The organism is Actinoplanes sp. NPDC049598 (assembly GCF_040675435.1).
Taxonomy (GTDB): Bacteria; Actinomycetota; Actinomycetes; order Mycobacteriales; family Micromonosporaceae; genus Actinoplanes.
The window spans coordinates 298,818-325,151 of the sequence record NZ_JBFAOX010000011.1 but is presented as its reverse complement, the minus strand read 5'-3'; the positions used below and the strand labels follow the sequence as shown (position 1 = coordinate 325,151).

28 protein-coding genes are annotated in these 26,334 nt (G+C 72.1%); 18 read left to right on the top strand and 10 right to left on the bottom strand.

What is annotated here, in order from left to right; all coding sequences use genetic code 11:
- Positions 1–38 precede the first annotated feature (38 nt).
- Together AB0J66_RS26185 and AB0J66_RS26180 are read left to right on the top strand one after the other, a co-directional pair.
- Complete coding sequence (locus AB0J66_RS26185) at positions 39–614, top strand: hypothetical protein (protein WP_364665548.1); 576 nt, start codon at positions 39–41, stop codon at positions 612–614.
- A 49-nt stretch (positions 615–663) separates the two neighbouring features.
- Complete coding sequence (locus AB0J66_RS26180) at positions 664–1,446, top strand: alpha/beta hydrolase (protein ID WP_364665546.1); 783 nt, start codon at positions 664–666, stop codon at positions 1,444–1,446.
- A gap of 177 nt (positions 1,447–1,623) precedes the next feature.
- Here AB0J66_RS26180 and AB0J66_RS26175 read toward each other — a convergent pair whose 3' ends face one another.
- Positions 1,624–2,859, bottom strand: a complete 1,236-nt coding sequence (locus AB0J66_RS26175; protein WP_364665544.1) for a cysteine synthase family protein — start codon at positions 2,857–2,859, stop codon at positions 1,624–1,626.
- 39 nt (positions 2,860–2,898) lie between these two features.
- On the opposite strand from AB0J66_RS26175, the gene AB0J66_RS26170 reads away from it, so the two are divergent.
- From AB0J66_RS26170 to AB0J66_RS26145, 6 genes are all read left to right on the top strand, one after another.
- Positions 2,899–3,249 carry a hypothetical protein gene (locus AB0J66_RS26170; protein WP_364665541.1) on the top strand — a complete coding sequence of 117 codons (351 nt, stop codon included), beginning with the start codon at positions 2,899–2,901 and terminating at the stop codon, positions 3,247–3,249.
- A gap of 77 nt (positions 3,250–3,326) precedes the next feature.
- Positions 3,327–3,878, top strand: coding sequence for an RNA polymerase sigma factor (locus AB0J66_RS26165; RefSeq protein ID WP_364665538.1), 552 nt, complete (start codon positions 3,327–3,329; stop codon positions 3,876–3,878).
- A complete protein-coding gene (locus AB0J66_RS26160; RefSeq protein ID WP_364665535.1) occupies positions 3,875–4,678 on the top strand; it encodes a hypothetical protein in 804 nt (267 codons plus the stop codon). Before AB0J66_RS26165 ends, AB0J66_RS26160 begins: the two co-directional genes overlap by 4 nt.
- Positions 4,679–4,697: 19 nt before the next feature.
- On the top strand, positions 4,698–5,498 hold the full coding sequence (locus AB0J66_RS26155) for an ABC transporter ATP-binding protein (protein WP_364665533.1): 801 nt from the start codon (positions 4,698–4,700) through the stop codon (positions 5,496–5,498).
- On the top strand, positions 5,495–6,811 hold the full coding sequence (locus tag AB0J66_RS26150; RefSeq protein ID WP_364665530.1) for a hypothetical protein: 1,317 nt from the start codon (positions 5,495–5,497) through the stop codon (positions 6,809–6,811). Before AB0J66_RS26155 ends, AB0J66_RS26150 begins: the two co-directional genes overlap by 4 nt.
- Complete coding sequence (locus AB0J66_RS26145; RefSeq protein ID WP_364665527.1) at positions 6,808–7,398, top strand: hypothetical protein; 591 nt, start codon at positions 6,808–6,810, stop codon at positions 7,396–7,398. The genes AB0J66_RS26150 and AB0J66_RS26145 overlap by 4 nt, the downstream gene beginning before the upstream one ends.
- Here the strand turns inward: AB0J66_RS26145 and AB0J66_RS26140 are convergent.
- Positions 7,352–8,395 carry a cation diffusion facilitator family transporter gene (locus AB0J66_RS26140; RefSeq protein ID WP_364665525.1) on the bottom strand — a complete coding sequence of 348 codons (1,044 nt, stop codon included), beginning with the start codon at positions 8,393–8,395 and terminating at the stop codon, positions 7,352–7,354. The two genes, AB0J66_RS26145 and AB0J66_RS26140, sit on opposite strands and share 47 nt — an antisense overlap.
- Positions 8,396–8,600: 205 nt before the next feature.
- Between AB0J66_RS26140 and AB0J66_RS26135 the strand changes: the two genes are divergently transcribed.
- The 4 genes from AB0J66_RS26135 (at position 8,601) to AB0J66_RS26120 (ending at position 12,112) form a co-directional block, all read left to right on the top strand.
- Positions 8,601–9,434: a polysaccharide deacetylase family protein gene (locus AB0J66_RS26135; RefSeq protein ID WP_364665522.1), complete on the top strand. Its 834-nt coding sequence runs from the start codon at positions 8,601–8,603 to the stop codon at positions 9,432–9,434.
- Positions 9,435–9,498: 64 nt separating this feature from the next.
- Positions 9,499–10,812, top strand: coding sequence for an allantoinase AllB (allB, locus tag AB0J66_RS26130; protein ID WP_364665519.1), 1,314 nt, complete (start codon positions 9,499–9,501; stop codon positions 10,810–10,812).
- Entirely contained in the window at positions 10,812–11,786 is a 975-nt protein-coding gene (gene alc, locus AB0J66_RS26125; protein WP_364665517.1) for an allantoicase, read from the top strand. Before allB ends, alc begins: the two co-directional genes overlap by 1 nt.
- On the top strand, positions 11,786–12,112 hold the full coding sequence (locus tag AB0J66_RS26120; RefSeq protein ID WP_364665514.1) for a TfoX/Sxy family protein: 327 nt from the start codon (positions 11,786–11,788) through the stop codon (positions 12,110–12,112). Before alc ends, AB0J66_RS26120 begins: the two co-directional genes overlap by 1 nt.
- Before the next feature lie 48 nt (positions 12,113–12,160).
- Here the strand turns inward: AB0J66_RS26120 and AB0J66_RS26115 are convergent, their stop codons facing one another.
- On the bottom strand, positions 12,161–13,240 hold the full coding sequence (locus tag AB0J66_RS26115; protein WP_364665511.1) for a hypothetical protein: 1,080 nt from the start codon (positions 13,238–13,240) through the stop codon (positions 12,161–12,163).
- A 17-nt stretch (positions 13,241–13,257) separates the two neighbouring features.
- On the opposite strand from AB0J66_RS26115, the gene AB0J66_RS26110 reads away from it, so the two are divergent.
- The 3 genes from AB0J66_RS26110 to AB0J66_RS26100 are packed head-to-tail and all read left to right on the top strand — an operon-like array spanning position 13,258 to position 15,961.
- Positions 13,258–14,370, top strand: a complete 1,113-nt coding sequence (locus AB0J66_RS26110) for an aminoglycoside phosphotransferase family protein (RefSeq protein ID WP_364665508.1) — start codon at positions 13,258–13,260, stop codon at positions 14,368–14,370.
- Positions 14,367–15,413 carry a methyltransferase domain-containing protein gene (locus tag AB0J66_RS26105; RefSeq protein ID WP_364665506.1) on the top strand — a complete coding sequence of 349 codons (1,047 nt, stop codon included), beginning with the start codon at positions 14,367–14,369 and terminating at the stop codon, positions 15,411–15,413. Before AB0J66_RS26110 ends, AB0J66_RS26105 begins: the two co-directional genes overlap by 4 nt.
- Positions 15,410–15,961, top strand: coding sequence for a DUF6817 domain-containing protein (locus tag AB0J66_RS26100; protein WP_364665503.1), 552 nt, complete (start codon positions 15,410–15,412; stop codon positions 15,959–15,961). The genes AB0J66_RS26105 and AB0J66_RS26100 overlap by 4 nt, the downstream gene beginning before the upstream one ends.
- On the opposite strand, the gene AB0J66_RS26095 is transcribed toward AB0J66_RS26100, so the two are convergent.
- Positions 15,933–17,510, bottom strand: a complete 1,578-nt coding sequence (locus AB0J66_RS26095) for a phospholipase D family protein (protein ID WP_364665500.1) — start codon at positions 17,508–17,510, stop codon at positions 15,933–15,935. The two genes, AB0J66_RS26100 and AB0J66_RS26095, sit on opposite strands and share 29 nt — an antisense overlap.
- 56 nt (positions 17,511–17,566) lie before the next feature.
- On the opposite strand from AB0J66_RS26095, the gene AB0J66_RS26090 reads away from it, so the two are divergent.
- Entirely contained in the window at positions 17,567–17,695 is a 129-nt protein-coding gene (locus AB0J66_RS26090; RefSeq protein WP_364665498.1) for a hypothetical protein, read from the top strand.
- Here the strand turns inward: AB0J66_RS26090 and AB0J66_RS26085 are convergent.
- The 5 genes from AB0J66_RS26085 to AB0J66_RS26065 all read right to left on the bottom strand — a co-directional run bounded on the left by AB0J66_RS26085 (position 17,692) and on the right by AB0J66_RS26065 (position 21,609).
- Positions 17,692–18,363 carry a class I SAM-dependent methyltransferase gene (locus AB0J66_RS26085; protein WP_364665495.1) on the bottom strand — a complete coding sequence of 224 codons (672 nt, stop codon included), beginning with the start codon at positions 18,361–18,363 and terminating at the stop codon, positions 17,692–17,694. The genes AB0J66_RS26090 and AB0J66_RS26085 overlap by 4 nt on opposite strands.
- Positions 18,351–19,547: an aminopeptidase gene (locus AB0J66_RS26080; protein WP_364665493.1), complete on the bottom strand. Its 1,197-nt coding sequence runs from the start codon at positions 19,545–19,547 to the stop codon at positions 18,351–18,353. Before AB0J66_RS26080 ends, AB0J66_RS26085 begins: the two co-directional genes overlap by 13 nt.
- Positions 19,548–19,559: 12 nt before the next feature.
- On the bottom strand, positions 19,560–20,150 hold the full coding sequence (locus tag AB0J66_RS26075; RefSeq protein WP_364665491.1) for a methyltransferase domain-containing protein: 591 nt from the start codon (positions 20,148–20,150) through the stop codon (positions 19,560–19,562).
- Between the two features lie 43 nt (positions 20,151–20,193).
- Positions 20,194–21,003: an ATP-grasp domain-containing protein gene (locus AB0J66_RS26070; protein WP_364665488.1), complete on the bottom strand. Its 810-nt coding sequence runs from the start codon at positions 21,001–21,003 to the stop codon at positions 20,194–20,196.
- Between the two features lie 201 nt (positions 21,004–21,204).
- On the bottom strand, positions 21,205–21,609 hold the full coding sequence (locus tag AB0J66_RS26065; RefSeq protein ID WP_364665485.1) for a hypothetical protein: 405 nt from the start codon (positions 21,607–21,609) through the stop codon (positions 21,205–21,207).
- A 35-nt stretch (positions 21,610–21,644) separates the two neighbouring features.
- On the opposite strand from AB0J66_RS26065, the gene AB0J66_RS26060 reads away from it, so the two are divergent.
- Together AB0J66_RS26060 and AB0J66_RS26055 are read left to right on the top strand one after the other, a co-directional pair.
- Positions 21,645–24,251, top strand: a complete 2,607-nt coding sequence (locus AB0J66_RS26060; RefSeq protein WP_364665482.1) for a CHAT domain-containing protein — start codon at positions 21,645–21,647, stop codon at positions 24,249–24,251.
- Between the two features lie 122 nt (positions 24,252–24,373).
- Positions 24,374–25,393 carry an aldo/keto reductase gene (locus AB0J66_RS26055; RefSeq protein ID WP_364665480.1) on the top strand — a complete coding sequence of 340 codons (1,020 nt, stop codon included), beginning with the start codon at positions 24,374–24,376 and terminating at the stop codon, positions 25,391–25,393.
- Here the strand turns inward: AB0J66_RS26055 and AB0J66_RS26050 are convergent.
- On the bottom strand, positions 25,390–26,334 hold the full coding sequence (locus AB0J66_RS26050; RefSeq protein WP_364665477.1) for a pirin family protein: 945 nt from the start codon (positions 26,332–26,334) through the stop codon (positions 25,390–25,392). The two genes, AB0J66_RS26055 and AB0J66_RS26050, sit on opposite strands and share 4 nt — an antisense overlap.

Here is a 26,334-nt window from a genome sequence, read left to right as displayed (position 1 = left end):
CCCTGATGATCGATAGCCCGGCGCGCGGGGGATTGAGCGTGGGAAGCAGTTACCAGACCATCCTGGCCGCGGGCGCCCGGGCCGACGTCGAGGCCGCCGTCGCCGCTTCGGCCCGGCGGGCCGCGGTTTTGCCGGTGGGCGAGTCCCGCTGGGCGATCATCCCGCGGGCCGACGGCCCGTACGCCGAGACGGAGCCGATCGCGGCGCTCGTGAGCCGGACGGGTGCTGCCGCCTCGTTCGACGTGTTCGACTCGACCGTTCTCGCCCTCCGGGTGTACCGCGACGGTGGCGTCGTGCACGCGTACCTCTCCAGGCAGGAATTCGTCGAGCCGATGTGGGACGACAACGACGACGAGTACTGGGTCGACCTGCTCGGCCGCGAGTACCGCGACGGCGAGCGGCCGCCGGCCGGGCCGCTCGGGGGCGATGCCGGGGCGGTCGCCGACCTGGGGATCGCGCCGGTCGACCGGGAGGCGCTCGAGCGGCTGATGCGCGAGCCGACGTTCCGGGCCGGGCAGTTGCATCACGACATCCTCCGCGCGCTGAACGTCGAGCCGGGGCCGCTGACCATGACGTACGGCGAGGCGCGCAAGCGTCGCTGGTTCGGACGGTAAGGGCAGGCTTCCCGCAGTTCGCCGGGAGTGATCCGCTACGTTTGCTGACATGCGCACGCCGATCAATGTCTCCACATGGGACGGACCGGCGGACCGTGCACCCGCGATTCTGATCCACGGCACGTTCACGTGGGCGGCGTATTCGTTCGAACATCAGCGCCCGCTGGCCCGGGGGCGTCGTCTGCTGCTGCCCGACCGGCGCGGCTTCGGCGACAGCCCGGAGCTGGTGGGTGAGTTCACGAGCGACTACGCGGTCGACGCGGCCGATGTCGGTGCGCTGCTGGGTGCCGGGGCTCATCTGGTCGGCCACTCGTACGGGGGGACGGTCGCGATGCTCGCGGCGGCCACCCAGCCGGAGCGGGTCCGGTCGCTCACGCTGATCGAGCCGTGCGCGCATCAGCTGGCCGCCGGCGAGCCCGTCGTGGCCGCCGCCATCGAGGACGGCCGCCGGTTCATGGCCGGAGCCCGCCGAGGAACCCCCGAGGAGTACGTTGCAACCGCGTATCGTGACGCCCCCGCGCCCGAGCCGGCCGAGCGTCTGCTCCGCGCGGCGCGGACGGCACTGGGCGAGCGTCCTTGCTGGCTGGCCGAGCTGGCCGTCGGCCCGCTGGCGCAGGCCGCCTTCCCGAAACTGGTGATCCTCGGCGGCTGGGAGCGCACCCCGCCCGGCTTCCGCCCCGGCATGGCCGGCGTCATGGCCGCCGTGGCCACCACGACCGCCGCCAAGATTGGCGCCCGCCTGGTCCGCGTCCCCGGCGCCGCCCACGAGCCGCACCGCGAGCAGCCGGAAACGGTCAACGCGCTCCTCGACGAGTTGTGGACTGCCGCTTAGAGCGCCTCGCTCGACGGCCTCCCCCGCAGCCTGGCCGACGGCCGCAGCCGTCTGAGGGCCGTCGCGAGTTGAGGGGCGGTGTCAAGACTGAGGGGCGGTGGCCGAGCCGGAGGCGGGGCCGACAGGGCCTCGGCCGCGGCGGGCCGAGAGGCGATGGCCGGCTGCGGGCGTGGCCGACTACGGGATGAGGGCGGCCCGCCGGACGACGCCGGTGATTCGGCCGTCGGTCAGGACGGCCAGCCAGGTGGCGGTCTCGGGGGTGCGGGCCAGGGCCTCGGCCGCCGGCTCGGCCACGCCGACCGTCGGCGGGGGTGGTCCTTCGGCGCCGTCGATGATCGAGGCCGTCACGTCGCCGGGCGCGGGGTTGTCCGGGCCGCGTGGGGTCACCAGCTTCACGTCGGCTCCGAGCGGGCGCACCGGCGCGTCGGCCACGAGCTTTCCTCGTACCGCCGGGGCCGGGAAACCCGCCCGGCGCAACCAGCCGTCGTCGAAGTATTTCGAGAGGTAGGCCCGGCCCGAGTCGGGCGCGAGCACCACGACCAGGCCGTCCGGGCCGAGCTCGCGGGCCACCCGCAGCGCCGCCACCACGGCCGTCCCGGTCGAGGCGCCGACCAGGAGGCCCTCCTCGCGGGCGAGCCGCCGGGTCATCTCGATGGACTCGCGGTCGCTGACCCGTTCCAGTCGGTCGACCGCCTTCGGGTCGTAGGACTGCGGCCACACGTCCTCGACGGTGGCCGGGTGCACGTAATGGCCGATGCTCTCGACGTAGTACGGGCTGCCGTCGCCGCCCGCGTACACCGAATTCTCCGGGTCGGCGCCGACGATCGTGACCCGGCCCGCCGTCCGCAGGAAGGCGCCGGCGCCGCTGATCGTGCCGCCGGTGCCGACGCCGGCCACGAAGTGTGTGACCCGGTGGCCGGTCTGGCGCCAGATCTCCGGCCCGGTCGTCTCCCGGTGCGCGCCCGGGTTGGCCGGGTTGTCGTACTGCCCGGCGAGCCAGCCACCCGGGGTCTCAGCCGCCACCCGCGCCGCGACCTGCGAGACGTGCCGTGGGTCGTCGCGGGTCACGCCGCCGGTCGTCACGATCACCTCGGCTCCGTACGCCCGGAGGGTGGCCAGCTTCTCGGAACTGCTCTTGTCCGGCACGACGACCACCACCCGGTAGCCCCGCTGGGCCGCGATCATGGCGAGCCCGATGCCGGTGTTGCCCGACGTGCCCTCGACGATCACCCCGCCCGGGCGCAAATCGCCGGCCTCCTCGGCCGCGAGGACCATGGCCAGCGCGGCCCGGTCCTTGACGCTGCCGCCGGGATTGAGAAACTCGGCCTTGAGGTGGACCGGCGCCGCGATCCCGTCGGTGACCCGGGTGAGCCGGATCAGCGGCGTGTCACCGATGGCATCGAGAACGCTCATTCGATTAACCTACCAAGCATATAGGAATGGGGAAATACGATGACCGTCACCGGACGCCTCATCGGCGACAGCCTGCGTCCCGGCGCCGAGTTCGCGCCGCCCGGCGCGCGCATCGTGCGCGTCTTCCGTCAAGACCTGCAAGGTACCCAGGCCCCCGGCCAGCCCGCCGCCTGGACCGTCATCGACTTCGAAGCCGACGATGCGGATCTGGTCGCCCAAGCCTTGTCCGACGCGCTCAGTCCGGAAGGCGGCTGGTACGCCGACTTCAGTGACGGCGACGACCACATCGTCGTCTTCGCCGGCCGGGTCTTCCGCGGCGAGGACGAGGCGGCCAAGGCGTACGGGCGCTCGGCCGGCGTACCGGACCACCAGCTCGACTGGGACGCGTAATCTGATCCGGGCCCGGTTGTGGCGGCGATCACATCGAGGCTGAACCCGATCGCGAGGACGGCGTCGTCTTACCGGATGTGAAACGAAGCCTGGACGCGGCCGACGAGCGGGAGCTCGTGCGCCGCGTGGCCCGTGGCGACAGACGGGCGTTCGACGAGCTTTACCGGCGTACCGCCCCCTGGCTGGAGACCCGGTTGCGGCGGCGCTGCGCCGACCCCGACATGGTCGCGGACGTGCTGCAGGAGACCTACCTGGCGGTGTGGCGCGCGGCCGCCAGCTTCGCCGGCGACGAGGTCAAGGGCAGCGCCGTCGGATGGCTCTGGACCATCGCGGCCCACCGGCTCGTCGACGCGTTCCGGCGCCGGGCCCGGCAGGCCGAGCTGCCGGCGGTGCACCCGCACGAGACGTTCGTGCCCGCCGCCGAGGACGAGGTGATGGCGGCCCGCGTGGGACAGGAGCTGGAGCAGGCGCTGTCGGTGCTGCCGCCCGAGGCCCGCGAGGTGCTGCGCGCGACCGTCCTGGACGGGTTCTCCATCCGGGAGACGTCCGTGCTGCTCGGCGTGCCCGAGAACACGGTGAAATCCCGTATCCGCCGTGCCCGGATCGCCCTGCGGGAGGCCCTGTCATGACCACTCATCCCACCCTGGCCGCCATCGACCGGTACGCCGCGGCCGACCCCGGGCTCGACGAGGCGACCGTGTGGTCGCTCGAGGTGCACCTGGAGGAGTGCGCGGACTGCCGGGCCCGCCTGGCCGGCGGCACCACCGACGGCAGCCGGGCCCTGATCGACCGGGTCGCGCAGGAGCTCGACCGCGAGATCGCGGCCGGCCCGGCCCCGGCCCGCCGGCGCTGGTTCCGGCCGGCGGTGCGGCACCGTTGGGCCGTCGCCGCGCTGCTGCCCTGGGTCTCCATGACGATCAGCGTGCTCGCGGCGGCCGCGCTGCTCGGTCACTGGATGCCCAGCCTGCCGTCGTTCGTGCTGCTGGTGGCCCCGCTGGCGCCGCTGCCGGGCGTCGCGGCCGCGTGGAGCCGACGGGCCGACCCGGCCTGGGAGCTGATCGCCGGCACCCCGGCGGCCGGGCTGACCATGGTGCTGCGCCGCACCGCCGCCGTCCTGGCCCTGGTCATACCAGCGCTCGCGGTGACCGGGATGGCGGGTGCGGGCACACCGACAGCGCTCATGCTGCTGCCGAGCCTGGCCTTCACTGCGGCCACCCTGCTGCTGGGCAGCCTGATCGGCGTCCGCCGGGCCGCGCTCGGCCTGATGGGGGTGTGGACCGCCGCCGTGGTGGCGCCGAGCCTGGCCGTGGCCGAGCTGCCCGTCGTGCTCGAACCGGCCAGCGCCGGCGTCTGGGCCGCCGTCACGGCCGTGCTGGCCGCCTTGATCTTCCTGCGGGCGGACAGTTTCCGCCGCCTGACCTCGTACTGACCCGAAGGAGAACCCCCTCATGAGAGCGGTGAGCGAGGCCGAGACGGCCACCACCATCCACCCCTGGGCCGTCCAGGCCGAGGCGTTGCAGGTCAAGGCCGGGCGTCACCTGGCCGTGGACGGGCTCGACCTGGCCCTGGGCACCGGCGTGCACGGGCTGCTCGGCCCGAACGGCGCCGGCAAGACGACGCTGATGCGCGCCCTGGCCACGGTCCTCAAGCCGGCCGGCGGGCAGCTGACCCTGCTCGGCCAGCCGGTCGACGGCCGGGCCGATCTGCGCTCGGTGCGCCGCGCGCTCGGCTACCTGCCGCAGCATTTCGGGTTCTACCCGCGGTTCACGGTGCGCGAGTTCGTGTCGTACATGGCCTGGTTGAAGGAGATGCCGAAGGCGGCCATCCCGGCCGCCACCCAGCGCGCCATCGACCGCGTGGGGCTGGCCGCGAAGGCCGACGCGCGGCTCAAGACCCTGTCCGGCGGCATGCTGCGCCGGGCCGGCATCGCCCAGGCCATCGTCAACGACCCGCAGGTGCTTCTGCTGGACGAGCCGACCGTCGGTCTCGACCCGGAACAGCGCCTGGACTTCCGCGAGCTGCTGCGCGACATCGGCACCGATGCCTGCGTGCTCGTCTCGACCCACCTGGTCGAGGACGTGGCGGCCGCCTGCACCGAGGTCGTGCTGGTCAACGAGGGCCGGCTGGTCTGGCAGGGCACACCCACGCAGCTGACCGCCCAGGGCGACGCCAGCCACGCCGGCGACAGCGCCGCCGAGCGCGGCTACTCGGCGATCCTGCGCCGCTCCCGCGCGGAGGCGGCCCGGTGAGCATCGTCGGTATCGAACTGCGCCGTTCCGCCGCGGTCGGCGCCGCCTTGCTGGCGTTCGCCGTCGGCACGGTCGCACTCTATGCGGACACCGGACGATGGGCCGGCGGGTGGATACCCATGGCCCTGACCCTGCGCGAGTACACACTGCTGCTGTGGCCGCTCGCCCTGGCCGCCGGCGCGTGGCAGGGCCGCCGCGAACACCGGGCCAAGGTCGGCGAGCTGTTCGTGACCACGCCGCGCTCCCGGGCCGGCCGGATGCGGCCGGTGCTGATCGCGATGGCGGCCACGATCGTCCTGGCCCATCTGCTCGTCAACGTCGCCGCCGGTGTGTGGATCGCCGGCACCGCGCACTACTTCCCGCTGGCCGGGTTCACCGTCATCACCGTGGTCGGCACGCTGTCGCTGGTCGCCGCGGCCTGGCTCGGTCTCGGTCTCGGCCGGCTGTGGCCCGCCCTGGTGACCGCCCCGGCGCTCGGCGTCGCCGGTGTCCTGGTGATCTTCTACGGCGCCATCATGAAGCCGAGGTGGGCCGGCGCCGCGCTGTCGCCGGTCTTCGGCAGCGGCGGGTTCTTCCGCTACCAGACCATCGACTCCCGGGTCAGCGCCGCTCTGGCGATCACGATGACCGGGCTCGCCGTGACCGGGCTCCTGCTGCTCGTGGCCGGTCGTCCCGGCCTGCGCGCGGCCGCGGTGCTGCCGGTCGTGGTCGCCGCCGGGCTGGCCTTCACGATCGTGCCGCGGGACGAGGCGACCCTGCTCGGGCCGTCCGACCAGCGAGCCCGCGAGCTCGTCTGCACCGACGACGCGCCCAAGGTCTGCGTCACCCGGATCGATCAGAACGTGCTGCCCGCGCTGACCCCGCTCGCCCGGCAGGGCCTGGCCGCGCTGGCCAAGGTGCCCGGCGGCCCGACCGCCGTCCACGAGGAGAACTACGAGTTCGGGCGGTGGGACGAGATACCGCGGGACAACAGTGTGGTCACCGTGAGCGTGGGGATCGACGATCACGGAGGCTTGGCCAACCCGGATTCGGTCGTGCACGGGGTGGTCAGCGGGCTCGGCGTCGTCTACCAGGAGGACTGCGAGCGTGACGGCGCGGTCGAGCGGGCCGCCGCGTACTACCTGATGGGCCGCCGGCCCGTCTCCGACGTCGGCGTGGTCCCCGGGGTCATCGAGGAGAGCCCCGAGATCACCACCGAGGCGGTCAAGCTGTGGGAGCGCCTGCAGGCGCTGCCGTCCTCGGAGGCTCTGACGCGGGTCGCCGCTGTCCGGCAGGCCCTGGTGGACTGCAAGAGCCCGGTGGGCCTGCTGTGATCTACATTCAGTTGTATCTGCGCTCCCGGCGGGTGCCGCTGGCGCTGGCCGTCGCCGCCGGCGCCGCGGTGGTCCTGTGGACGCTGTGGCTGACCCTGTCGACGGAGAGCAGGGTCGCGACCTCGATGGTCGTGCTGACCGTGGGGCTGCTGGTGTCGGCGGTCTCGACGACGCTGGCCGCCCCGGACGAGAACCTGGACCGCACCGCGTCGCGCCGCTGGCCGTGGTGGCGGGCCGCGCATCTGCTGGCCGCGGTGGCCGTCGTGATGCTCATCCCGCTGGCCACGCTGATGACCGGCGCCCAGTTCGGCCCGGCCACCCTGCTGCTCCGCGACGTGGCCGGCCTGTTCGGCCTGACCGCCCTCGCCGCGACCGTGGTGGGCGCGGCCCGGTCCTGGTTCGTGCCGCTGGGCTGGGCCGTGATCGCGGCCCTGTTCCCCCAGCCGGGCTTGTGGGGTGCCCTCGCGACCTGGCCGAGCCAGCCGCACGGCAACCGGCCGGCGGCCGTGGTCGCCGCCGCGTTCGCGGTCGCCGGACTGGTCACGTACGCGCTGGCCGGCCCGGCCCGGCGGGAACCAGCGGAGTAGCCGGATCGACGTGGACCGTGGCCGTCGTCAGGTGGGCGATCCGGTGGATCAGCTGGTGCTCGACGTCGGCCGCGATCGCGTGGGCGGCGATCAGCGACAGGTCGGCCGGCACGACCACGGTGGCTTCGGCGTGCAGGTTGTGGCCGATCCAGCGCAGCCGCAGGGCCGGCACGTCGTGGACGCCGGGGACGTCGCGCAGGGTCTGCTCGGCCCGGTCGACCAGGGCCGGGTCGACGCGGTCCATCAGGCGGTGGTAGATCTGCCGGGCCGCGTCCAGCAGCACCAGCGTGATGGCCACGGCGATGGCCAGGCCCACCACCGGGTCGGCCCACGACAGGCCCAGCCACGAGCCGAGCGCGGCGGCGACCACGGCCAGCGAGGCGAAGCCGTCGGTGCGCGCGTGCAGACCGTCGGCCACCAGCGCGGCCGACCCGATGCGGCGTCCGACGGTGATCCGGTAGCGGGCCACCAGCTCGTTGCCGGCGAAGCCGATCACGCCGGCCGCCAGCACCCACCCGGCGTGCGTCATCGGCCGCGGGTCGAGCAGCCGGTCGACCGCCGTCCAGCCCGCGGCCACGGCCGAGGCCGCGATGACCAGCACGATCACCACGCCGGCGAGATCCTCGGCCCGGCCGAAGCCGTAGGTGTAGGCGCGGGTGGCGGCCCGCCGCCCCAGGAGAAAAGCAATACCCAGCGGTACGGCGGTGAGCGCGTCCGCCACATTGTGCAGCGTGTCGCCGAGCAGGGCCACCGAACCGGAGAACCCGGCCACGACGGCCTGCAGCGCGGCCGTGACCCCGAGGACGAGCAGCGAGATCCAGAGCGCGCGCAACCCTTCGGCCGAGGACTCCATCGCGGTGTCGACCCGGGTCGCGCTGTCGTGCGAGTGCGGCGTGATCGCGTGCCGCATCCGCCCCCACGCCCCTCGCCGCGACGCACCGTGATCGTGATCATGCACGTGGTGGTGCTCGGGATGCCGTGCCTGCCGGGAGCTCATGCTGCCGACGATAAGGGCAGGACTAGGCGTGCGACAACCCGGTAAGTGCCAATGAGCTGCAAGAACCAGCAATGGTCAAGGGCTGATTCCTGGCTCTTGCGGTCCGGGGTTGCGCGGAGGGCCGATCATGGTTCGGGAATGACGGAGCGTCAACATCGACGAGGGTGCACGCATGCGGGTGAGCAGGGCAGTCAGGGCGGTCGCCGTGGGCACGATATTGGCGATCGCCGCCGGCTGTGGCAGCCCGGGCGGTTCGCCGTCGGCCGGCGCCCCGAGCGCTGCGCCCTCGGTCAGCGGCGCGAGCGGGACGCCCGGCGCTGTCAGCGGCGCGAGCGGGGCGCCCAGCCCGTCCGCCGAGCCCGACGTGCGTACGGTGGCGCTGGCCGCCCTCCCGGCGAACCTCCGCGGCCGCATCCCGCAGTTCCCGCCCGCGCCCCCGGCGGAGAAGGTCACGCTCCCGCCCGGTGACGCCGCCGCCTGGTTCAGCCGCATCCCGACCACCCAGAAGGTCGCCTTCATCACCATCGACGACGGCTGGGAGAAGAACCCGCTGGCCCTCAAGCTTTTCCAGGCCTCGAACGTGCCGATCACGCTCTTCCTCGAGGTCAACGCGATCAAGGACAACCCGGACTACTTCAAGCCCTTGCAGGCCGCCGGCGCCACCATCGAGGACCACACGATCAGCCATCCCAACCTCAAGGGCAAGTCGTACGCCTTCCAACGGCGCGAGATCTGCGGCGGCGCCGACCAGCTCGCGCAGTACTACGGGCGGCGCCCGATCTTCTTCCGGCCCCCCGGCGGCACGCACGACGCCACCACGTTGCGCGTCGTGAAGGACTGCGGCATGAAGGCCGCCTTCTACTGGAAGGAGACCACCGACCACGGCGTCGTCTTCTACCAGGAGGACAAGACCGTCCACCCCGGCGACATCATCCTCATGCACTTCCGCCCCCGCTTCGTCGACGACTACCTGGCCGTCCTCAACGCCATCCACAAGGCCGGCCTGACCCCCGCCTGCCTGGAGGACTACATTCCCTGAGGCGACGCCGTTACGTGGTTGTTTCCTTACTGGCGGTCGTGGGGATGGCGGTTAGGCTCTGGCCATGGTCGATCTGGTGCTGCGGTCTCGGCGGGTGGTCACTGGGGGTGGGGAGCGGCCGGCAGCGGTGGCCGTGGAGGGTGGGCGGATCGTCGGGGTGGACGAGTATGACCGGGCCTATGACGCGCGGATCGACACTGACCTGGGGGAGACGGCGCTGTTGCCGGGGCTGGTCGACACGCATGTGCATGTGAACGAGCCTGGGCGTACGGAGTGGGAGGGGTTCGCCACGGCGACGCGGGCGGCGGCGGCCGGTGGGGTGACGGCGATCGTGGACATGCCGTTGAACAGTCTGCCGCCTACGGTCAGTGTCGACGCGCTGGAGATCAAGCAGGCTGCGGCTCGGGGGCAGACGCACGTCGACGTGGGGTTCTGGGGTGGGAAGATCCCGGGCAACGACGCGGATCTGCCGGGGCTGCACGCGGCCGGGGTGTTCGGGTTCAAGGCGTTCCTGGCCGACTCCGGGGTGCCGGAGTTCCCGCCGGTGTCGGGGGCGGAGCTGACCGCGGCGCTGGCCGGGATCGATGCGCTGTTCGTGGTGCACGCCGAGGATCCGGCGCATTTGAACGCGTTCGAAGCGTCGGCGTCCTATGAGGACTTCCTGGCCTCGCGGCCGGCGGAGGCCGAGCACGCGGCGGTGGCGACGGCGATCGGGGCGGCGCGGCGGACCGGCGGGCGGGTGCACATTCTGCATCTTTCGGCGGCGGGCGCGCTGCCGCTGATCGAGGCGGCGCGGGCCGAGGGTGTACGGGTGACGGCCGAGACGTGCCCGCATTACCTGACGCTCGACGCGGCCGCGATCGCCGACGGGGCGACCGAGTTCAAGTGCTGTCCGCCGATCCGGGACGCGGCGAACGCCGACCGGCTGTGGCAGGCCCTGGCCGACGGGCTGATCACGTGTGTGGTCAGCGATCATTCGCCGTGCACGCCGGAGCTCAAGCGCCGCGACACCGGCGACTTCGCGGCGGCCTGGGGCGGTATTGCGTCGGTGCAGCTCGGACTGCCGGTGATCTGGACGGCGGCCCGGGCCCGCGGTTACACGCTGAGCGACGTCGTGGAATGGATGGCGCGGCGGCCGGCCGAACTGATCGGGCTGCGGGCGAAAGGACAGATCGCGGTGGGCGCCGACGCCGATCTGGTGGCCTTCGACGCCGAGGAATCGTTTGTGGTCGAGCCGCACCGGCTGCATCACAAGAACCCTGTGACGCCCTACGCCGGAAAGAAACTGCTGGGCGTGGTCCGCACGACCTGGCTGCGCGGGCACGCGGTCACCGGGTCGGCCCCGGCCGGCATGTTCCTGAGCCGAGAGGACGCCTGATGGACGAATTCGTGGCGCTGCCGGATCTGGCCTCGCGCGCTTTCGGCGGCGGCGTGGTCTACGCCAATGACGAATTCTTCGCGGCGGCCGACCACCTCGTCCTGCCCACGCCGCCGGTCCACGCGCCCAGGACCTTCGACCACAAAGGCCAGGTGTACGACGGGTGGGAGACCCGACGGCGTCGCCAACCCGGCTCGGACGTGGCGATCGTGCGGCTCGGTGCGCCCGGGGTCGTCCGCGGCATTGATGTGGACACGGCTTTCTTCACGGGCAACTTCCCGCCCTACGCGTCGGTCGACGGGCTGGCGATCGAGGGGTACCCGTCCGATTTCTCCGGTGCCGATTGGGTTCCGCTGGTGCCCAAGTCGCCGCTGAAGGGAGACAGCCGGAATCTGTTCGCGGTCGCCGGCGAGCGTCGTTTCACCCACGTGCGCCTGACGATTCATCCGGACGGGGGAGTGGCGCGGCTCCGGGTTCATGGCGAGCCGATTCCCGACCCGTCGCTGCTGCCGCCGGAATTCGACGTGGCCGCCATTGCTTACGGGGCAACGGTTACGGACTGCAGCAACACGTTCTACGGGCATCCGGAGAAGATGCTCATGCCGGGGCTGGCGCTGCACATGGGCGACGGTTGGGAGACCTCCCGCCGCCGCGACGACGGAAACGATTTCGTGGAGATCCGCCTCGCCGCGCCCGCGCGGATTTCGCTCGCCGACCTGGACACGACGCACTTCAAGGGCAACTCGCCGGGCTGGGCTTCGCTGTCTGGCCGATCGGAGATGCCGGAATGGCGGCCGCTGCTGCCGCGGGTGGCGCTCACCCCGGACACGCCGCATCGGTTCCGGATCGACTCGGAGGCCACGGTCACGCACGTACGGCTCGACATCTACCCCGACGGGGGAATGGCCCGCCTCCGTCTGCACGGCCGCCCCGCCGCCGGTTTTCTCGAAGAGAGATTCCGGAGGCACACCTGATGGCGTACGACGAGGTCCTGGCCCAGCGCCTCCGTGACCGCCTGGCCGGCGACCCGGCCATGACGTCGCGCAAGATGTTCGGCGGGTTCGCCTTCTTCACCAACGGCAACATGACCGTCGGCGTCAGCGGCGACGAGCTGATCGTCCGCCTCGGCCCGGACGGCATCGCGGCCGCCCTGACCCGCCCCGGCGTGCGGCCGTTCGAGGTGGGCGGCCGCACGATGAAGGGCTGGATCCTCGTCGCGGGTGATCAACTCGACGACCCCGAGCTTGACGCCTGGATCGCTGAGGCCGTCGATTACGCGGGCGCGCTGCCGCCGAAGTGAGCCGGCCTGGCTATACGGGCGTGCTGCCACCGGGGTGAGCCGGTGTGGTCATGCGGGTGTGCTTCCGCCGCCGAAGTGGGCCGGCGGGGCCACTCGCCGCTGCCAATCGGCGGCCTCGGCGTCAAGAAGGGTGCGGGTCACGGTCATCGACGGGGGCATCAGGGGGTAGGCGCGGCCGGCGTTCCAGCCCCGGGCGTACGGCGGGGGGTCGAGCACGACCACGCGGTGGTCGCCCAGCAGCGGGATGTCGGACGGGCGGCCCTCGTTCCAGATCCAGGCGCCGGCGGCGTCGACCAGGTTGAACTGGCCCTCGATGCCGCCGTCGGGCAGCATCTCGCCGGTCGTCGCCGCGGCCACCCACTCCGGCCGGGGCGGGGTCCCGGGGATACGGCCCTCGCCGATCAGCGTGGCCGCCAGCAGCGTGTGCAGCTGGCAGTTGTCGCCGATGCCGCTGATCTTCAGGTCGTACGCCCGTCCGGTCCCCCGGTGCAGCACCAGCAGCGGCTCGTCGTCCAGGACCAGCAGGAGCCCGTGCAGCCAGGGGGCGTCGCCGATCCGGTCCCCGATGGCCGCGGTCGCGGTGGCCAGGCGGTCGCGATGGGGCAGGGCCAGGCGGGCCCGCTTCTGCTGCAGCGGGAGCAGCAGGCTCGGGATCCAGTCGTTGACCGTGAACCAGGCCTGGGTGATCTCGCCGGCCTCCTCGACGCTGAGGCCGGCCGAGGGGGCGGCCCGGACCACACGATCGCGCAGGTCCCGGTATTCGGCGGCGTTGGTGGGCGCGGCCAGGCCGTCACCCAGCTCGCCGGCGATCAGGCCGAACTGGGCGGCCAGCTCCAGGCCGCCGGCCACCCGGTCGACCAGGACGTCGAGCACGGGCAGCGGGTCGGCGCCGATCTCGATCAGGGCCGCGGTCAGCGAGGCCAGCCGGCCGCCGTTGCCGAGCGCGACCTGCTCCAAGGCGGGGGAGAGGCGGACGAGGCCTTCGCTCAGCTCGTCCGGCGTGGACTGCTGCGCGCGCGTCACGACGGCGCGCAGGCTCTTGGTGGAAGCCCGCTCGTCGAGCCGGATCACGGCGTCGGCGAGATCGGTGCAGAGATCGGGCAGGGTGCGCTCACGGCGTCCGAACATCGACGCATACTACGGGTGTGACGCGAACGGTGACGCTGGTGCTGGTCGACGGGGACGGCAATCTGCTGGGGGAGCGCGGGCCGTTCGAGGCCGCGGTCCCGTGGTGGCAGACGGTCGCCGGCTTCGGCGACGACATCCAGGTGCTGCGCCTCCTGCATGGCGACCGCCCCGCCCCACCCGGCGGCCACGTCACCTATCTCGCCCAAGCCACCGACAAAACGCGAGATATCCGAAAAACCGGGCGCGACGTCAGCCTCACCCCGCATCCGAGGCGGGCCGTCTATGCCGAGATCAACGGGCCCGCGGAGTCGCTGGCCTGGGCGCAAAGTGTGCTGCCCGGCACGACCGCGAGTCAGCAGCGCACCTGGAACCTCTCCGCGATCTGGCGGCTCGACGGGCCCGGCGGCGAGCCCGTGGCCTGGCTCAAGCAGGTCCCGCGCTTCTTCGCGCACGAGCCGGACGTCATCCGCCTCCTCGGGGAGGTGGCGCCCGGCCTCGCCCCCGAGCTGATCGCGGCCGGCGACCACGGCCGTATGCTGCTGGCCCACGCGCCGGGGGAGGACCGCTACGGCGCCGGCCCCGAGCTCTGTGCCATGATCGCCGCCGCCTTCCACCCCGTACAGGCCTATTTCGCGGAGAATCCGGCCGCCCGGCCGGACCTTCCCGACGCGCGGCTCAAGCCCGAGCCCTTCCTGCGTGTCGCCGAGCCGTACCGAGAAGACATTCCGGGCCTGTCGAAGCTCCTCGACGGCCTGCCCGAGCGCATCGCCGCCATCAACGACTGCGGCCTGCCCGACACCCTCCTGCACGGCGACCTGCACCCCGGCAACGTCCGGACCGACGAGAACAACCGGCTGACCATCATGGACTGGGGCGACTGTGTCATCGGCCATCCCGGCTTCGACATTCTGCGCCTGACCAGCGACCCGGACGTCATCGAGGCCTGGTGCGACCGTTGGGGACAATCCGGCGCGAGACGGGCCATCGAGCTGATGCGTCCGCTTCTGCCGCTGCGCGAGGCTCTCCTGTGCGCCAACTTCCTCGACAACATCGAACCGTCTGAATTTCCCTATCACGCGGAAGATGTCCCGGCCGCACTCATCGCCGCCGCCTCTATCGTGGGGGAGTGAGCCGGCGGGGGTTCCTCGAGCAGATCCGGCAGGGCGGCGTGTCCCTGTCCCGGGAGCTGGCGGCCGCCTTCGCCGCCGTGCCGCGGGAGGCTTTCGTCCCCGACGGTTTCCAGCGCCGCGACGGCACCTGGGCCGAGCCGGCCGATCCGGATTTCCTCGACCTCGTCTACCTCGACGACGTGCTGGTCACCAAGGTCGACGGCCGTCGGCCGGTCAGTTCGTCCAGCCAGCCCTCGCTCATGGCCATGATGATCGAGGCTCTCGACGTGCGCCCCGGCCACCGCGTGCTGGAGATCGGCGCCGGCACCGGCTACAACGCGGCCCTGCTGGCCTCGCTCGGGGCCGAGGTCGTCAGCATCGACGTGCAGCCCGACGTCGTCGCCCGGGCCCGCGAGGCGCTGAAAGGGTTCGATGCCGTCCGGGTGGAGCACGGTGACGGCTATGCCGGAGTGCCGGGCGAGCGCTTCGACCGCGTGATCGTCACCGTCGGCGTGGCCGGCCTGTCGCCCCATTGGCGGGCCGACGTCGTCGTCGCCCCGGTCGAGCACGCCGGCACGCACCCCGTCCTGCGGGTCAGCGACAACATCGGCACGGTCGTCACCCCGTCCGGCTTCATGATCGCCGCCGGCCCGCTCACCGCCGTCCACCCGTGGCCGGCCCTGGCCGCCCCCGGCACGTTGACCGCGTTCACCGAGCACACCGCCGCCCGCTTCGACCCGCCGCTGGAGCCGCTGTCCTATCGCGACCTCTGGTATGCGGCCGGCGTCTGGGACCGCCGCACCAGCGTGGCCGCCCTGCCGCGCCGGGAGCAGAGCTCGCTGATCCTGCTCGACCCCAGCCGTACGGGCGGCGCCGCCGTTCTCCCCGACGGCAGCGTGCTGGCCGGCGGAGCCGGGGCCGGGGCGTACGCCGCCGACGCCGCCGCCCTGCTCGACCGCTGGCTGGCCGCCGGCCGTCCCCCGATGCGGGCCTGGCGCGTCGGCCTGGCGCCGGCCGGCGACCCGGAGATCCTCGTCCCGTCCACTTGGGAGTTGTCGCGATGAGCCGTGCCGATGTGGTCCGCGCCTGGCTGCGGGACCGGAACGCCGAATCGATCGAGCATGCCGGCGGCTCGCTCTACGAGCACCTGAACCGGGTCCGGGACCGGGTCGAGGCGCACGGTCTCGGTGAGGACGAGCAGTTGGCGGCGCTCACCCACGCCGCGTACGGCACCGACGGTTTCCCGGTCGTGCTGCTGGACGTCGCCGACCGGCAGCAGTTGCGCGGGCTGATCGGCCGCGAGGCCGAGGCCATGGTCTACCGGTACGGCGGGTGCGACCGCGGGCGTACATGGCGGGCCTTGCCGTCGACCTGCACGGTCTGGAGCCGCTTCACCGGGCACGCCGAGGCGCCGACCCCGGAGCAGCTGCGGGCCTTCGCCGACCTCAGCATCATCAACGAGCTGGACGTCTACGAGAGGTCGCCCGAGATCGCGGCCAAGGCCGGCGACTACTTCCGGTCGGTCTTCCCGTCCTGGGACGTCATCGCGTCGGAGTCGGTGATGGCCGACTGCCGGCGGACCCTCACCATCGATTCGCCCGGCGGTCGCTGAGTGAGCGCCCGTCCGGGTCGTATATGAGCCGGTAGGCCGGCTCCGCCCACAGCCGCTGGTACCACGGCAGCCTCGACGTCTCGTGCGTCCGGAGCTGTCCCGGCGGACGCGGGCCTTTCTGCCCCTCGTCGTGCCATTTCTTGAGACGTTCGGCGGCGGCTTCCATCTCCCGGACCACCGCGGCCGGGTCGATCAGGTCGTCGTCGGAGTCGCGGTCGAGGTGTTCGCGGGTCAGGGCGAGCCGGAGGTCGCGCGGGAAGCGGCGGGCGCCGTCACCGAGCCCGGCCGGGTCGCGCGGCTCCCGCTCGTCGGGCGTGTCGTCGAAGATGGCGTTGGAGAGCTCGCTGTCGTGGGTCCACGACCGCCGGTTGAAGTTGTCGCTGCCCACGCTGCACCAGACGTCGTCGATCACGCACACCTTGGCGTGCACGTAGATCGGCGTGCCCTCCTTGTTCTCCAGGTCGAAGACGTGCACGCGGTCGGGCGCGGCCATCCGGCACAGGTTGATCGCCTTCTCGCGGCCGACCTCGTTCGGCGGCAGGGCGAACCGGCCGTCCACGTCCGGGTGCCGCGGCACGACCGCGATCAGGTGCAGCTCGGGGTTGGCCTTGAGCGCGTCGGCGAACAGCTGCGCCACCTCGGCCGACCACAGGTACTGGTCCTCCAGGTAGATCAGCCGCTTGGCCCGCTTGATCGCCTTGGTGTAGCCGCGGGCGATCGTCTGCTCACCGTTGGGCGCGAAGCCGTACGGCGGGCGCATCGCCGGATAGGTCCGCAGCACCTGGATGTTCAGCGGCCCGCACTCGGGCGGGTCGGGCGGCTGCTCGGGCAGGCGGTCGGCCCGCAGATCGGCGCCCTTGAGCTTGTCGGTGACGGTGGAGATGGGGCCGTTCTGATCCAGCGGCACCGGATCGTTCCAGCGCTCCCGGAACGTCAGGTCGAGCGCGCCCACCACCGGCCCGCGCAGCGCGACCTGCACGTCGTGCCAGGGCGGGGTCTTGCCGTACGCCTTGGCCATCGCCACCGGCTGCGGATCGCCCAGGTGCTCGGCGTCGTCGCGGCGGCTGTGGCACAGGTCGATCCCGCCGGCGAAGGCGATGTCCTTCTCCGGCGCTCCCGGGTGCCGCAGGATGACCAGCTTCTGGTGGTGCGAGCCGCCGCGCCGGACCCGCTGGTCGAGCAGCACCTCGCCGCCGGCCGCCTCGATCTCGTCGCCGAGGTTGCGGTTCTCCTCCTCGCTGTACGCGAGCTTGTCGACGTGCGAGCGCCAGAGCAGACCCTTGACGATCACCCCGCGCTTGGCGGCCGCGCTGAACAGCTCGACGATCGTCGGCCCCTCGTCGCGCATCCGCTCGTCCGGGTCGCCCCGCCAGTCCGTGAAGAACAGGTGGTCACCCTCTTGGAGGCTTTCAACCTCCGTTACCAGGCGGTCAAAATAGGCTTTACCGTGAATTAGCGGTTCAGCCGCGTTTCCGGCGACCCAGGTGGGTATGGAGGACTCCGGGTTGTCACGCTCCTGCGCACTGAGGAACCAGTCAGGCAACGGCACGTCCAACAACCTATGCCCGCTCGCCGGAACGCGCACCCCGACTGGAGGGACCACTCATGAGCAGTGAGCCGCTGACCACCACCGTCACCCCGACCGAGACCGCCGCCGCGGCGGAGAAGGGCCTGCTCATCGCGGTCCTGATGATCGTCCTGCTGGGCGTGGGAGCGATGCTCTTCATGGCCTAGGTGATCTTTGTCGCCGTGAACGACAGCGTGGTCGGGACCGGTGATCCACCCTCGGCGAAACCCGTCAGCGTCAGCCCCGCCGCCAGCACCGCGCCGAACAGCTTGGGCAGCGGATAGTGCGCGGCGCCGACCCGATTGCGTACCCCCTCGGTCGTCCACGAATGCCGGGTCCACTGCCCGTCCAGGTAGCCCGGCTCGATGATCACCGCCGCCGGATCGGTCCGGTCGGCGAAACCCCCGCAGAACGCCGGATGCACCCCGATGTGGACGAGCCGTCCGCCGGGTTTCAGGACGCGCGCGATCTCCCGCAGGACCCCCGGGTAGTCCGGCATATCGGTATGCACCATCAGGGCCACCACGACTTCCACGGCCGCGTCGCGCACGGGCAGGCGGGTGGCGTCACCCTGAGCGACGGGCAGACGACCCTTGCCGTACGCCAGCATGCGCGCCGACAGGTCCACGCCCAGCGGCGCCCACCCCAGCCCGCGAATCTGCTCGGCGTGAATCCCCGTACCGCACCCGACCTCCAGCACCGGACCCGCACCACGGCCGAGCAGGTCGTCGAGCTGCTGCTGGACCCCGATCGGGTCCCCCGGCCGCGATCGCGGCAGAAAGTCCTTCTCGTACCAGTCGGCGATCTCGTCGTACGCGGCCGTCACAAGACCCATTGGTCGTCCCGGATGATGTCCACCGTGCCCTTCGGGCCGCGCCCGGTCACCGTGATGCCGTCGCCGCCGATCACCACGTCGGTGTGCACGCTCGACATGTTCAGGCCGGCGTCGGCCCGCTGCTGCTCCGACATGGCCAGGCCGCCGTCGATGGCGAACGGGAAGCTCTGACCCCACGCCACGTGACAGCCCGCGTTCTCGTCGAACAGCGTGTTGTGGAAGACGATCCCGGCCTGGGCGATCCGGCTGTCCCGGTCGACCAGCGACACCTCACCCAGCGAACGCGCCCCCGGATCGGAGTCGAGCTGGGCCCGTACGACCTCGGCCCCGGAATCGGCGGTGACCTCGGTGACCCGCCCGCCCGCGAACGTGACCTTCAGTCCGGTGACCAGCGCGCCGCTCAGCACCAGCGGCTTGGTCAGCCGGATGACCCCGTCCGCCCGGGTCTTGTCGGGGCTGGTGAAGACCTCCTCGGTGGGGATGTTCGGCAGGTACTCCACGCCGGCCGCGTCGACCAGGCCGCCACCCGTCCAGCGGGTGCGCGGCGGCAGCCCCACGGTCAGGTCGGTGCCCTCACCCACGTACCGCACCTCGGTCAGTTCCAGCTCGTCGAGCTGCCGCGCCCGCTCGCCGAGCGTGGCCGACCGCTCGCGCCAGGCCGTGACCGGGTCGTCCTCGTCGAGCCGCATCGCCGTGCCCACGGCCTGCCACAGCCGTTCCAGGTCGGGCTCGCCGAAGATCTGCTGCGCCCAGCCCGGGTTGGGCGCGCCCACCGCGGTCCACCGGATGCCGTCGAACAGCGCCCGCCGCATGGCCTGGCTCTCCTCCAGCGGAAAAGCGGCCGCCTTGGCCGGGTCGGCCCCGTCGAGCAGATGCGGGTCGGCGTCACCCATCAGCCGGATCGTCGCCACACCCTGCTTGCGCCACCAGTCGATGCGCTCCAGCGCCCACGGCCGGCTCGCCGTCAGCCGTTCCAGCTCCTGATGGTCGACCGCCGCCCGCCGGATCGGCCCGTCCTCCCAGTCCACCTCGACCCAGCCCGCCCCGGCCTGGTACGCCGCCGCGACCACGGCCCGGGCGATCTCCAGGTGGGCCGTGTCGCTGCGGACCACCACCCCCTGCCCCGGCTGCACGTTGACGCCCACCCGAACCACCAGATCCGCGAACCGCTCGACCAAGCTCATACCCCGACCCTTTCATGATTTCCGCGCGTGGACACGCTCGACCGTGCCGGCCTTCAGGCGCTGGGACTCCACAATGTCAAAACCGGCGTGCCGTACGAGGGGAAGCTGCCGCCGGGTGAAGTGCTCGCCGGCCAGCGGGATCGTGAGGCGTTCCAGCACCCACTGCGCGGCCCGGACCGGAGGCCAGCTGCTGCCGACGTGGTCGAGCAACAGCAGATCGCCGCCCGGCATCAGGACCCGCTTCATCTCGCCGACGGCCGCGATCGGATCGGGGATCGTGCAGAGGCCCAGCGCGCACACCACCGTGTCGAAGCTTTCGTCGTCGAAGGGCAGATCCTCGGCGTCACCCTCGACCGTCTTCATCCCCTTGCGCTGCGCGATCGCCAGCATCTCCGGGCTCAGATCCAGCCCGGTGACCGTGACGTCCTCGCCGTAGTAGGCCAGCTGACGCCCGGTGCCGGCGGCCACCTCGAGGACCCGCCCGCTCGCCCGCGCCCCGATCCACTCCCGGCCGCCGGCGAACCAGTGCCGCTCGAGGAACGCGATCTGCCCGTCGTACCGGGGCGCGGACCGGTCCCAGACCTCGCGCTGTTTGTCGGTCACCCGCCTTTCCTAGCAGGGTTCCGCCGATCGCGGTGCCCGCTGGTCAGCGGATCGCGGCCAGGAAGTCCTCGGCCGGCGTCGAGGAGGGCCGGTCGCTCACCTGACCGTCGCCGAGCTCGACGACCCGCCACTGCCCGTCCGCGCGCCGCACGATATCGAGGGTCACGAACGGCAGCCCCAACGCCGCGACGGCTTCCCGCAGGAAAGACACCTCCACGCCGTACGGCTGCTCGCCCGGACTGTCCGGATGAGCCGTGACCAGGCGGCACTCGCCGCCGACCCACCACGTCCGGGCCTCCGGCCCGGCGAACTCCTCGAACCGCCGCAGCACGAAGCCGCCGGCGAAATCGTCACCCCGCAACTCCCGGAACCGCCGCGCCACGGCCCACGCCTTGCCGGCATCGGCCAGATCCGGGATGTACGCGGCCTCGTGCCAGTAATGCTTCATCGACTTCGTGTAGTCCCGCAGAACCGCCGGCCCGCTGCCCCGCAACGCCGCCCGAGCCTCATCGAAGCCGGCCCGCCCGTCCCCGACAGTCCAGGCCGACTCGGGCGTGAAGGGCGCGAGCCCCTCGTACCAGCCGGGCAGCTCGTGGGCCCGCCGGTACTGCTCGGCGCTCGTCCGCAGACCGGCCCGCCCGGCCAGGCCGGCATAGGCCGCGCTCGTGAGCATCCATCCGCGATAGACCGCGTCCGCCGCATCACCCGGCACGCTCGCCGCGTCACCCGCGGCCAGCGCGTCGTGGTCGACCAGCGCGACCCGCAGCCCGGCCGCCCGCGCCGCCGCAGCCTCATCGGCGAAGTGCGCATCGACGCGCCGAGAACGCACGACATCCTGGGGAAACAGCAACATCATCAGACCTTGGTAGCAGGTTCCCGGACGATCGCGGTCCTACCGAAGGCGGCGAGTCCACCTCGACCCTGAGTGGCTCGGGTGGCCGGGGGCTCGGCGGCAGAGTCGCAGCGCCCCGGGTTGAGATCCACCTCAGCGCCGCGCCACTGCCAACTGACCCTGAGCCGCCAGCCTTGACGCGCCGGCGAAGACCGACCCTCCTCACGGCCCGGTACCCCCGTCGACATGGTGGAGACGCTGCATCTCATACCCGGTGAGAGCGGCCGTGGGCAGACCACGCGCCCGCTTGACGGCGATACCGGCGTCGACGAGCACGAGCGCCCCGGGGATACGCAGCGCTTCGTCGCTGTAGAGCTCCCAGACGAGAGCCGCGGCGCCGAGCGTCGCGAACCCACCGCGGTCGTCGGCGACCAGCGCCGCCAGATCGGCCAGGAAACCCTCCCGGTCGCTCTTCTCCTGCTCGATGAAGATCGCGACCCGTTCCCACATGTCGGCCGGGTCGACCCGGCTGTTGTGCGTATCGAGCCAGCGCCGGCCGAAGTTCTCCAGCCACGGAACCATGTCGGCGGGGAAACGAGACCGGGATTCCCGGCGAAACAGTCTCATGGCCGTCTCTGACGGACGGTCCGTCAGAGACCGGTATGCCGCGAACGTCATACGGTTATGTGTCACCACGGGGCGCCCGGGTGCGCGGCTGGCGGTGCCTGCACGGCAAGTGCCAGGCGAGCGCGGAGGTTCCACCGCGATTCTGGCCGTACCGCTGTCCCGAGTGCGGGCATCCGGCCGACCCCTGGTTCGCTCAGCCGTGGGAGCACGACGCGAAGATCTATCGACTTCGGTTCGAGGCGGCGCACGAGCCCGACCCTGAATTCCGGAAGTACATCGAGTTCCACATCCTCGTTTGGGAGTACCAGGACGCTGGCCTGTACGGCGACGAAGCCGAGCGACGTGACGCGTGGCGGGCCTGGCGGACGGTCGCCTCCCCCTTCATGGCGGTCGAGATGGTCGGGGCAGCTGCGGTGTTCGAGGACTTCGCAGTGGCGGTCGACTACGTGCTCGAGCGTCATCCGCTGATCGACACCCGCGACGTCGATGACGACAGCCAGCGGCGCTTCGAGGCGCGCGAGTTCCTCTCGATGTGCATCCGCCTGCTCCGACAGGACTCCTTCGTCGGTCATCCGCGCGAGGCCGAGGTGGACGCCGTGATGCGCGATGTCGCGGAGCGGGCCCCCAACGTGTTGATGGACCATCATGAGCGGGGCTTCCAGCGCATCCGGGAGGTGCGCGACCGGGTCCGCTTCCGGGCGGCGATCCGGCGCACCCGGGCGGCGCGGGTCGAGGGCCTGCCCCCGCTCGGCGATTCCGAGGCGGACGCGGCGATCGAGCGGGCCGATCTGCACGACGATTTCGGTCCACTGGACGACCTGATCGCCCGGCGCGGATCCGGTCTGCTCCGCGCCAGGCGCCACATCCTGCGCGGCGAACTGGAGGCCGCCGCCGGCGAGCTGACCGATCAACAGCCGGCGGTCCTGGCCACGCTCGGCCTGCTGGTGGCCCGGGAGGATCTGGACCGCGGTATCGAGCTGTGCCGCGTCGGCCGCCGATTCGGCCTGCGATGGTGGGGCCGCAAGACGCCGGCCGACGGCCCCCTCGCCCGGCTGCTCCTGATTCGAGCACTCAGCTCCGACAGCGACCTCGAGGACGCGCCCCGGCTGGCCCGGCGCTCCGGAGATCACCTGCTGCGCCAGGAGGTGGCCGCCGCCCGCGACGCGCTGAGCGGTCGGGACACCGGGGCTCGGCGTCATGCAGCTTGGCGCCGCGCCACGAACCGCCCGGGCGGCCCCGCCGCCCAGGCCCGTCTGGCCATGGCCTGGGCCGAGTGGGCGGCCGGTACGGACGAACCGGAGTTCGCCGCCGAGGCTTATGAAAGCCTGGTCACGCTGGCCGCTCGGGACGCCACCGCCCGCGAGGGCGCCGGCGCCCGGGACCGGGTCCTGCTCGCCGCTCAGGAGTACGCCGAGGAGGCTGGGTACTGGCTGGCCCGCGCCGGCCGCTTCCGGGAGGCCGTGCTCGCCCTTGAGACGGGACGTGCCGTCGCGTCGTCTACGGGTGAGATCGGCTACGAGGACATCACCGCGCAGACCGGCGACGGAGCCATCGTCTATCTTGCTGCAGCCCGGGCCGGTGGGTACGCCCTAGTGGTGGCGGCCACCCATGACCCGCAGTACGTCGATCTCCCCCATCTCGATCGAACCACTGTTGCGGGCCTGGCCGATCAGTTGCTGAGCCCGGCGACCGCCCTCGCTCGCCGGGCTCGCGACGCCGGCGCCACCGAGCCCGCGGCCACCGACCCGATGGTCCAGTGCCTGCGGCAACTGTGGCTCAACGGTCTGGCCGGCCTGGTCACGATGAGCGCACGGGGCCGGGTGGTCACGCTGATTCCGGTTGGCCTGCTGAACCTGCTGCCGCTGCATGCGGTCGGTCAGCCGGCCCACCCCGACGGATTCGACCAGGACTACCCGCATCTCGGCCGGTACTCGGCGATCCGCTACGCCCCGAACGTCCGTGCCCTGGCCCGTTGCCGCGCCACCGCCGAGCGGCTGCGCACCAGCGAACAAACCCTCCTGGCCGTCGACGCGCCGGGCGGCTGGGGCAGTCATCTGCAGCATGTGGGCCGGGAGACGATCGAGGTGACCAGCCGCTGGACGGGCCGGTCGTCGAAGTCGGTGCACGAGTGCACGTGGGCTGAGTTCCGCGCCGCCGCCGACCGGCACACCGTCTGGCATCTGGCCTGCCACGGCGACGCCGAGCCGGATGACATCTACGCGAGCCGGCTGTTCTTCGCCGACCGCTCGGTGACCCTGGCCGAGTTGGCCGCCGAGCTGAAACCGGAGGCACGCCGCCTCGCCGTCCTGTCCGCCTGTGACACCAACCTGGTCGGCTCGGCCTTGCCGAACGAGGTGGTCGGGCTGCCTTCGGCCCTGCTTCGGATCGGCTTCGCGGGCGTGATCGCCACCGGCTGGGCGGTCGACGATCTGGCCACCATGTACCTGATGACCGCCTTCTACCAGTTCTGGTGCGTGCACGGCGACGAGCCGGCCGTGGCTCTCAACCGGGCCCAGCAATGGCTGCGCAACGCGACCCACGCTGATCTTGCCGCCCTGCTTCCCGACGTGCCGGCGCCGCTCGGCCGGCAGCCGTACGGAGAACCCCGGTTCTGGGCGGCCTTCGCGTACACCGGGGCGTGATGTGCCGCGGTGAGGGCGCGCACATCTTCTTGCGGGACGGGGGCATGTCTTGGCGTGCCGAGGAAACTCTCGACTGCAGGGCCCGGGGAGGACCGGGGCGTTTTGGTTTGAGGAGCTGGCTGATGGAGTACCGCACGCTGGGCGGGACCGGGACGATCGTGTCGACGCTGTGTCTGGGCACGATGACGTTTGGCAATGAGAGCAGTGAAGAGGTGTCGCACGCCCAGCTTGACCGGTTCGTGGAGGTCGGGGGGAACTTCGTCGACACGGCCAACGTCTACTCGCGGGGTGGGTCGGAGGAGGTCATCGGGCGGTGGCTGGCGGCTCGGGCGGGGGTCCGGGACCAGCTTGTCATCGCGACCAAGGGGCGGTTCCCGATGGGGGACGACCCGAACACGGCGGGGCTGAGCCGGGTCAATCTGGCTCGGGCGCTGGATGCCAGCCTGCGGCGGCTGGGGGTGGAGACGATCGACCTGTATCAGGCGCACGCCTGGGATCCGCTGACGCCGATCGAGGAGTCGCTGGCGTTCTTCGACGATGCCGTACGGGCCGGGAAGATCCGGTACGTGGGGGTGAGCAACTTCCTCGGGTGGCAGTTGCAGAAGGCGGCGCTGCTGACCCAGCTGCGCGGGCTGGCCCCGATCGTCACCCTGCAGCCGCAGTACAACCTGCTGGTCCGGGAGATCGAGTTCGAGCTGGTGGACGTGTGCCGCAACGAGAACATCGGCATTCTGCCCTGGTCGCCGCTGGGCGGGGGCTGGCTCACCGGCAAGTACCAGCGGGACAGCACGCCGACCGGCGCCACCCGGCTCGGTGAGGACCCGGGGCGCGGCATGGAGGCGTACGGCCCGCGGAACTCCGACACCCGCACCTGGAACATCCTCGACGCGGTGCGCCAGGTGGCCGACGGGCGGGGGGTGTCGATGTCGCAGGTGGCGCTGGCCTGGCTGGCCGACCGGCCGGCGGTCACCTCGGTGATCCTCGGCGCCCGCACCCTCGAGCAGCTCGACGACAACCTGGGTGCCGCCGGCCTGCACCTGTCGGAGAAGGAGACGGAGCTGCTCACCGAGGCGAGCACCCCGGTCGTCGGTGAGTACCCGTACGGCCCGCAGGGGATCGCCCAGCGGGACCGCAAGATCTAGGAGTGGGGGACGCGGCCGGCCGGGACGACACCCAGCCGGCCCTTCTGGAAGTCCTCGAACGCCTGCTTGAGCTCGGCCTTGGTGTTCATGACGAACGGGCCGTACATGGCGACCGGCTCGCCGATCGGGCGGCCGCCCATGATGAACAGCTCCATCTCGTCGTGGGCGTCGACCCGGACGGCGTCGCCGGCGCCGTGGGTGGCGAGCTGGCCCGTCTGGAGGGGCCGCTGGTCGGCGCCGACGGTGCCGCGGCCGGACAGGACGTAGACCAGGGCGTTGTAGGTGCGCTGCCACGGCAGGTCGAGCCGGGCGCCGGGCTGCAGCGTGACGTGGGCCAGGTTGATCGGGGTGAAGGTGGAGCCGGGGCCGCTGTGCCCGGCCACCTCGCCCGCGATGACGCGGATCAGGCTGCCGCCGTCGGGGGTCGTCAGCAGGGCCGACTCCTTGCCCCGGATGTCCTGGTACTTCGGGTCGATCATCTTGGCGGCCGCGGGGAGGTTGACCCACAGCTGCAGCCCGTGGAACAGCCCGCCGCTCATGACCAGCTGCTCCGGCGGGGCCTCGATGTGCAGGATGCCGCGGGCGGCGGTCATCCACTGCGTGTCGCCGTTGGTGATCGTGCCGCCGCCACCGAGGGAGTCCTGGTGGTCCATGATGCCGTCGATCATGTAGGTGACGGTCTCGAAGCCGCGGTGCGGGTGCCACGGGGTGCCCTTGGGCTCGCCCGGCGCGTAGTCGACCTCACCCATCTGGTCCAGGTGGACGAACGGGTCAAGTTCCTCGAGCGGTACGCCGGCGAACGCGCGCCGGACCGGGAAGCCCTCACCCTCGTACCCCTGGGGGGCGGTGGTCAGCCGCCGGACCGGGCGGACGGTGGCGGTGGGGTCGAGTCGCGGCAGGCGGGGCAGGACGAGAACGTCGTCGACGGTGATGGCGGGCAT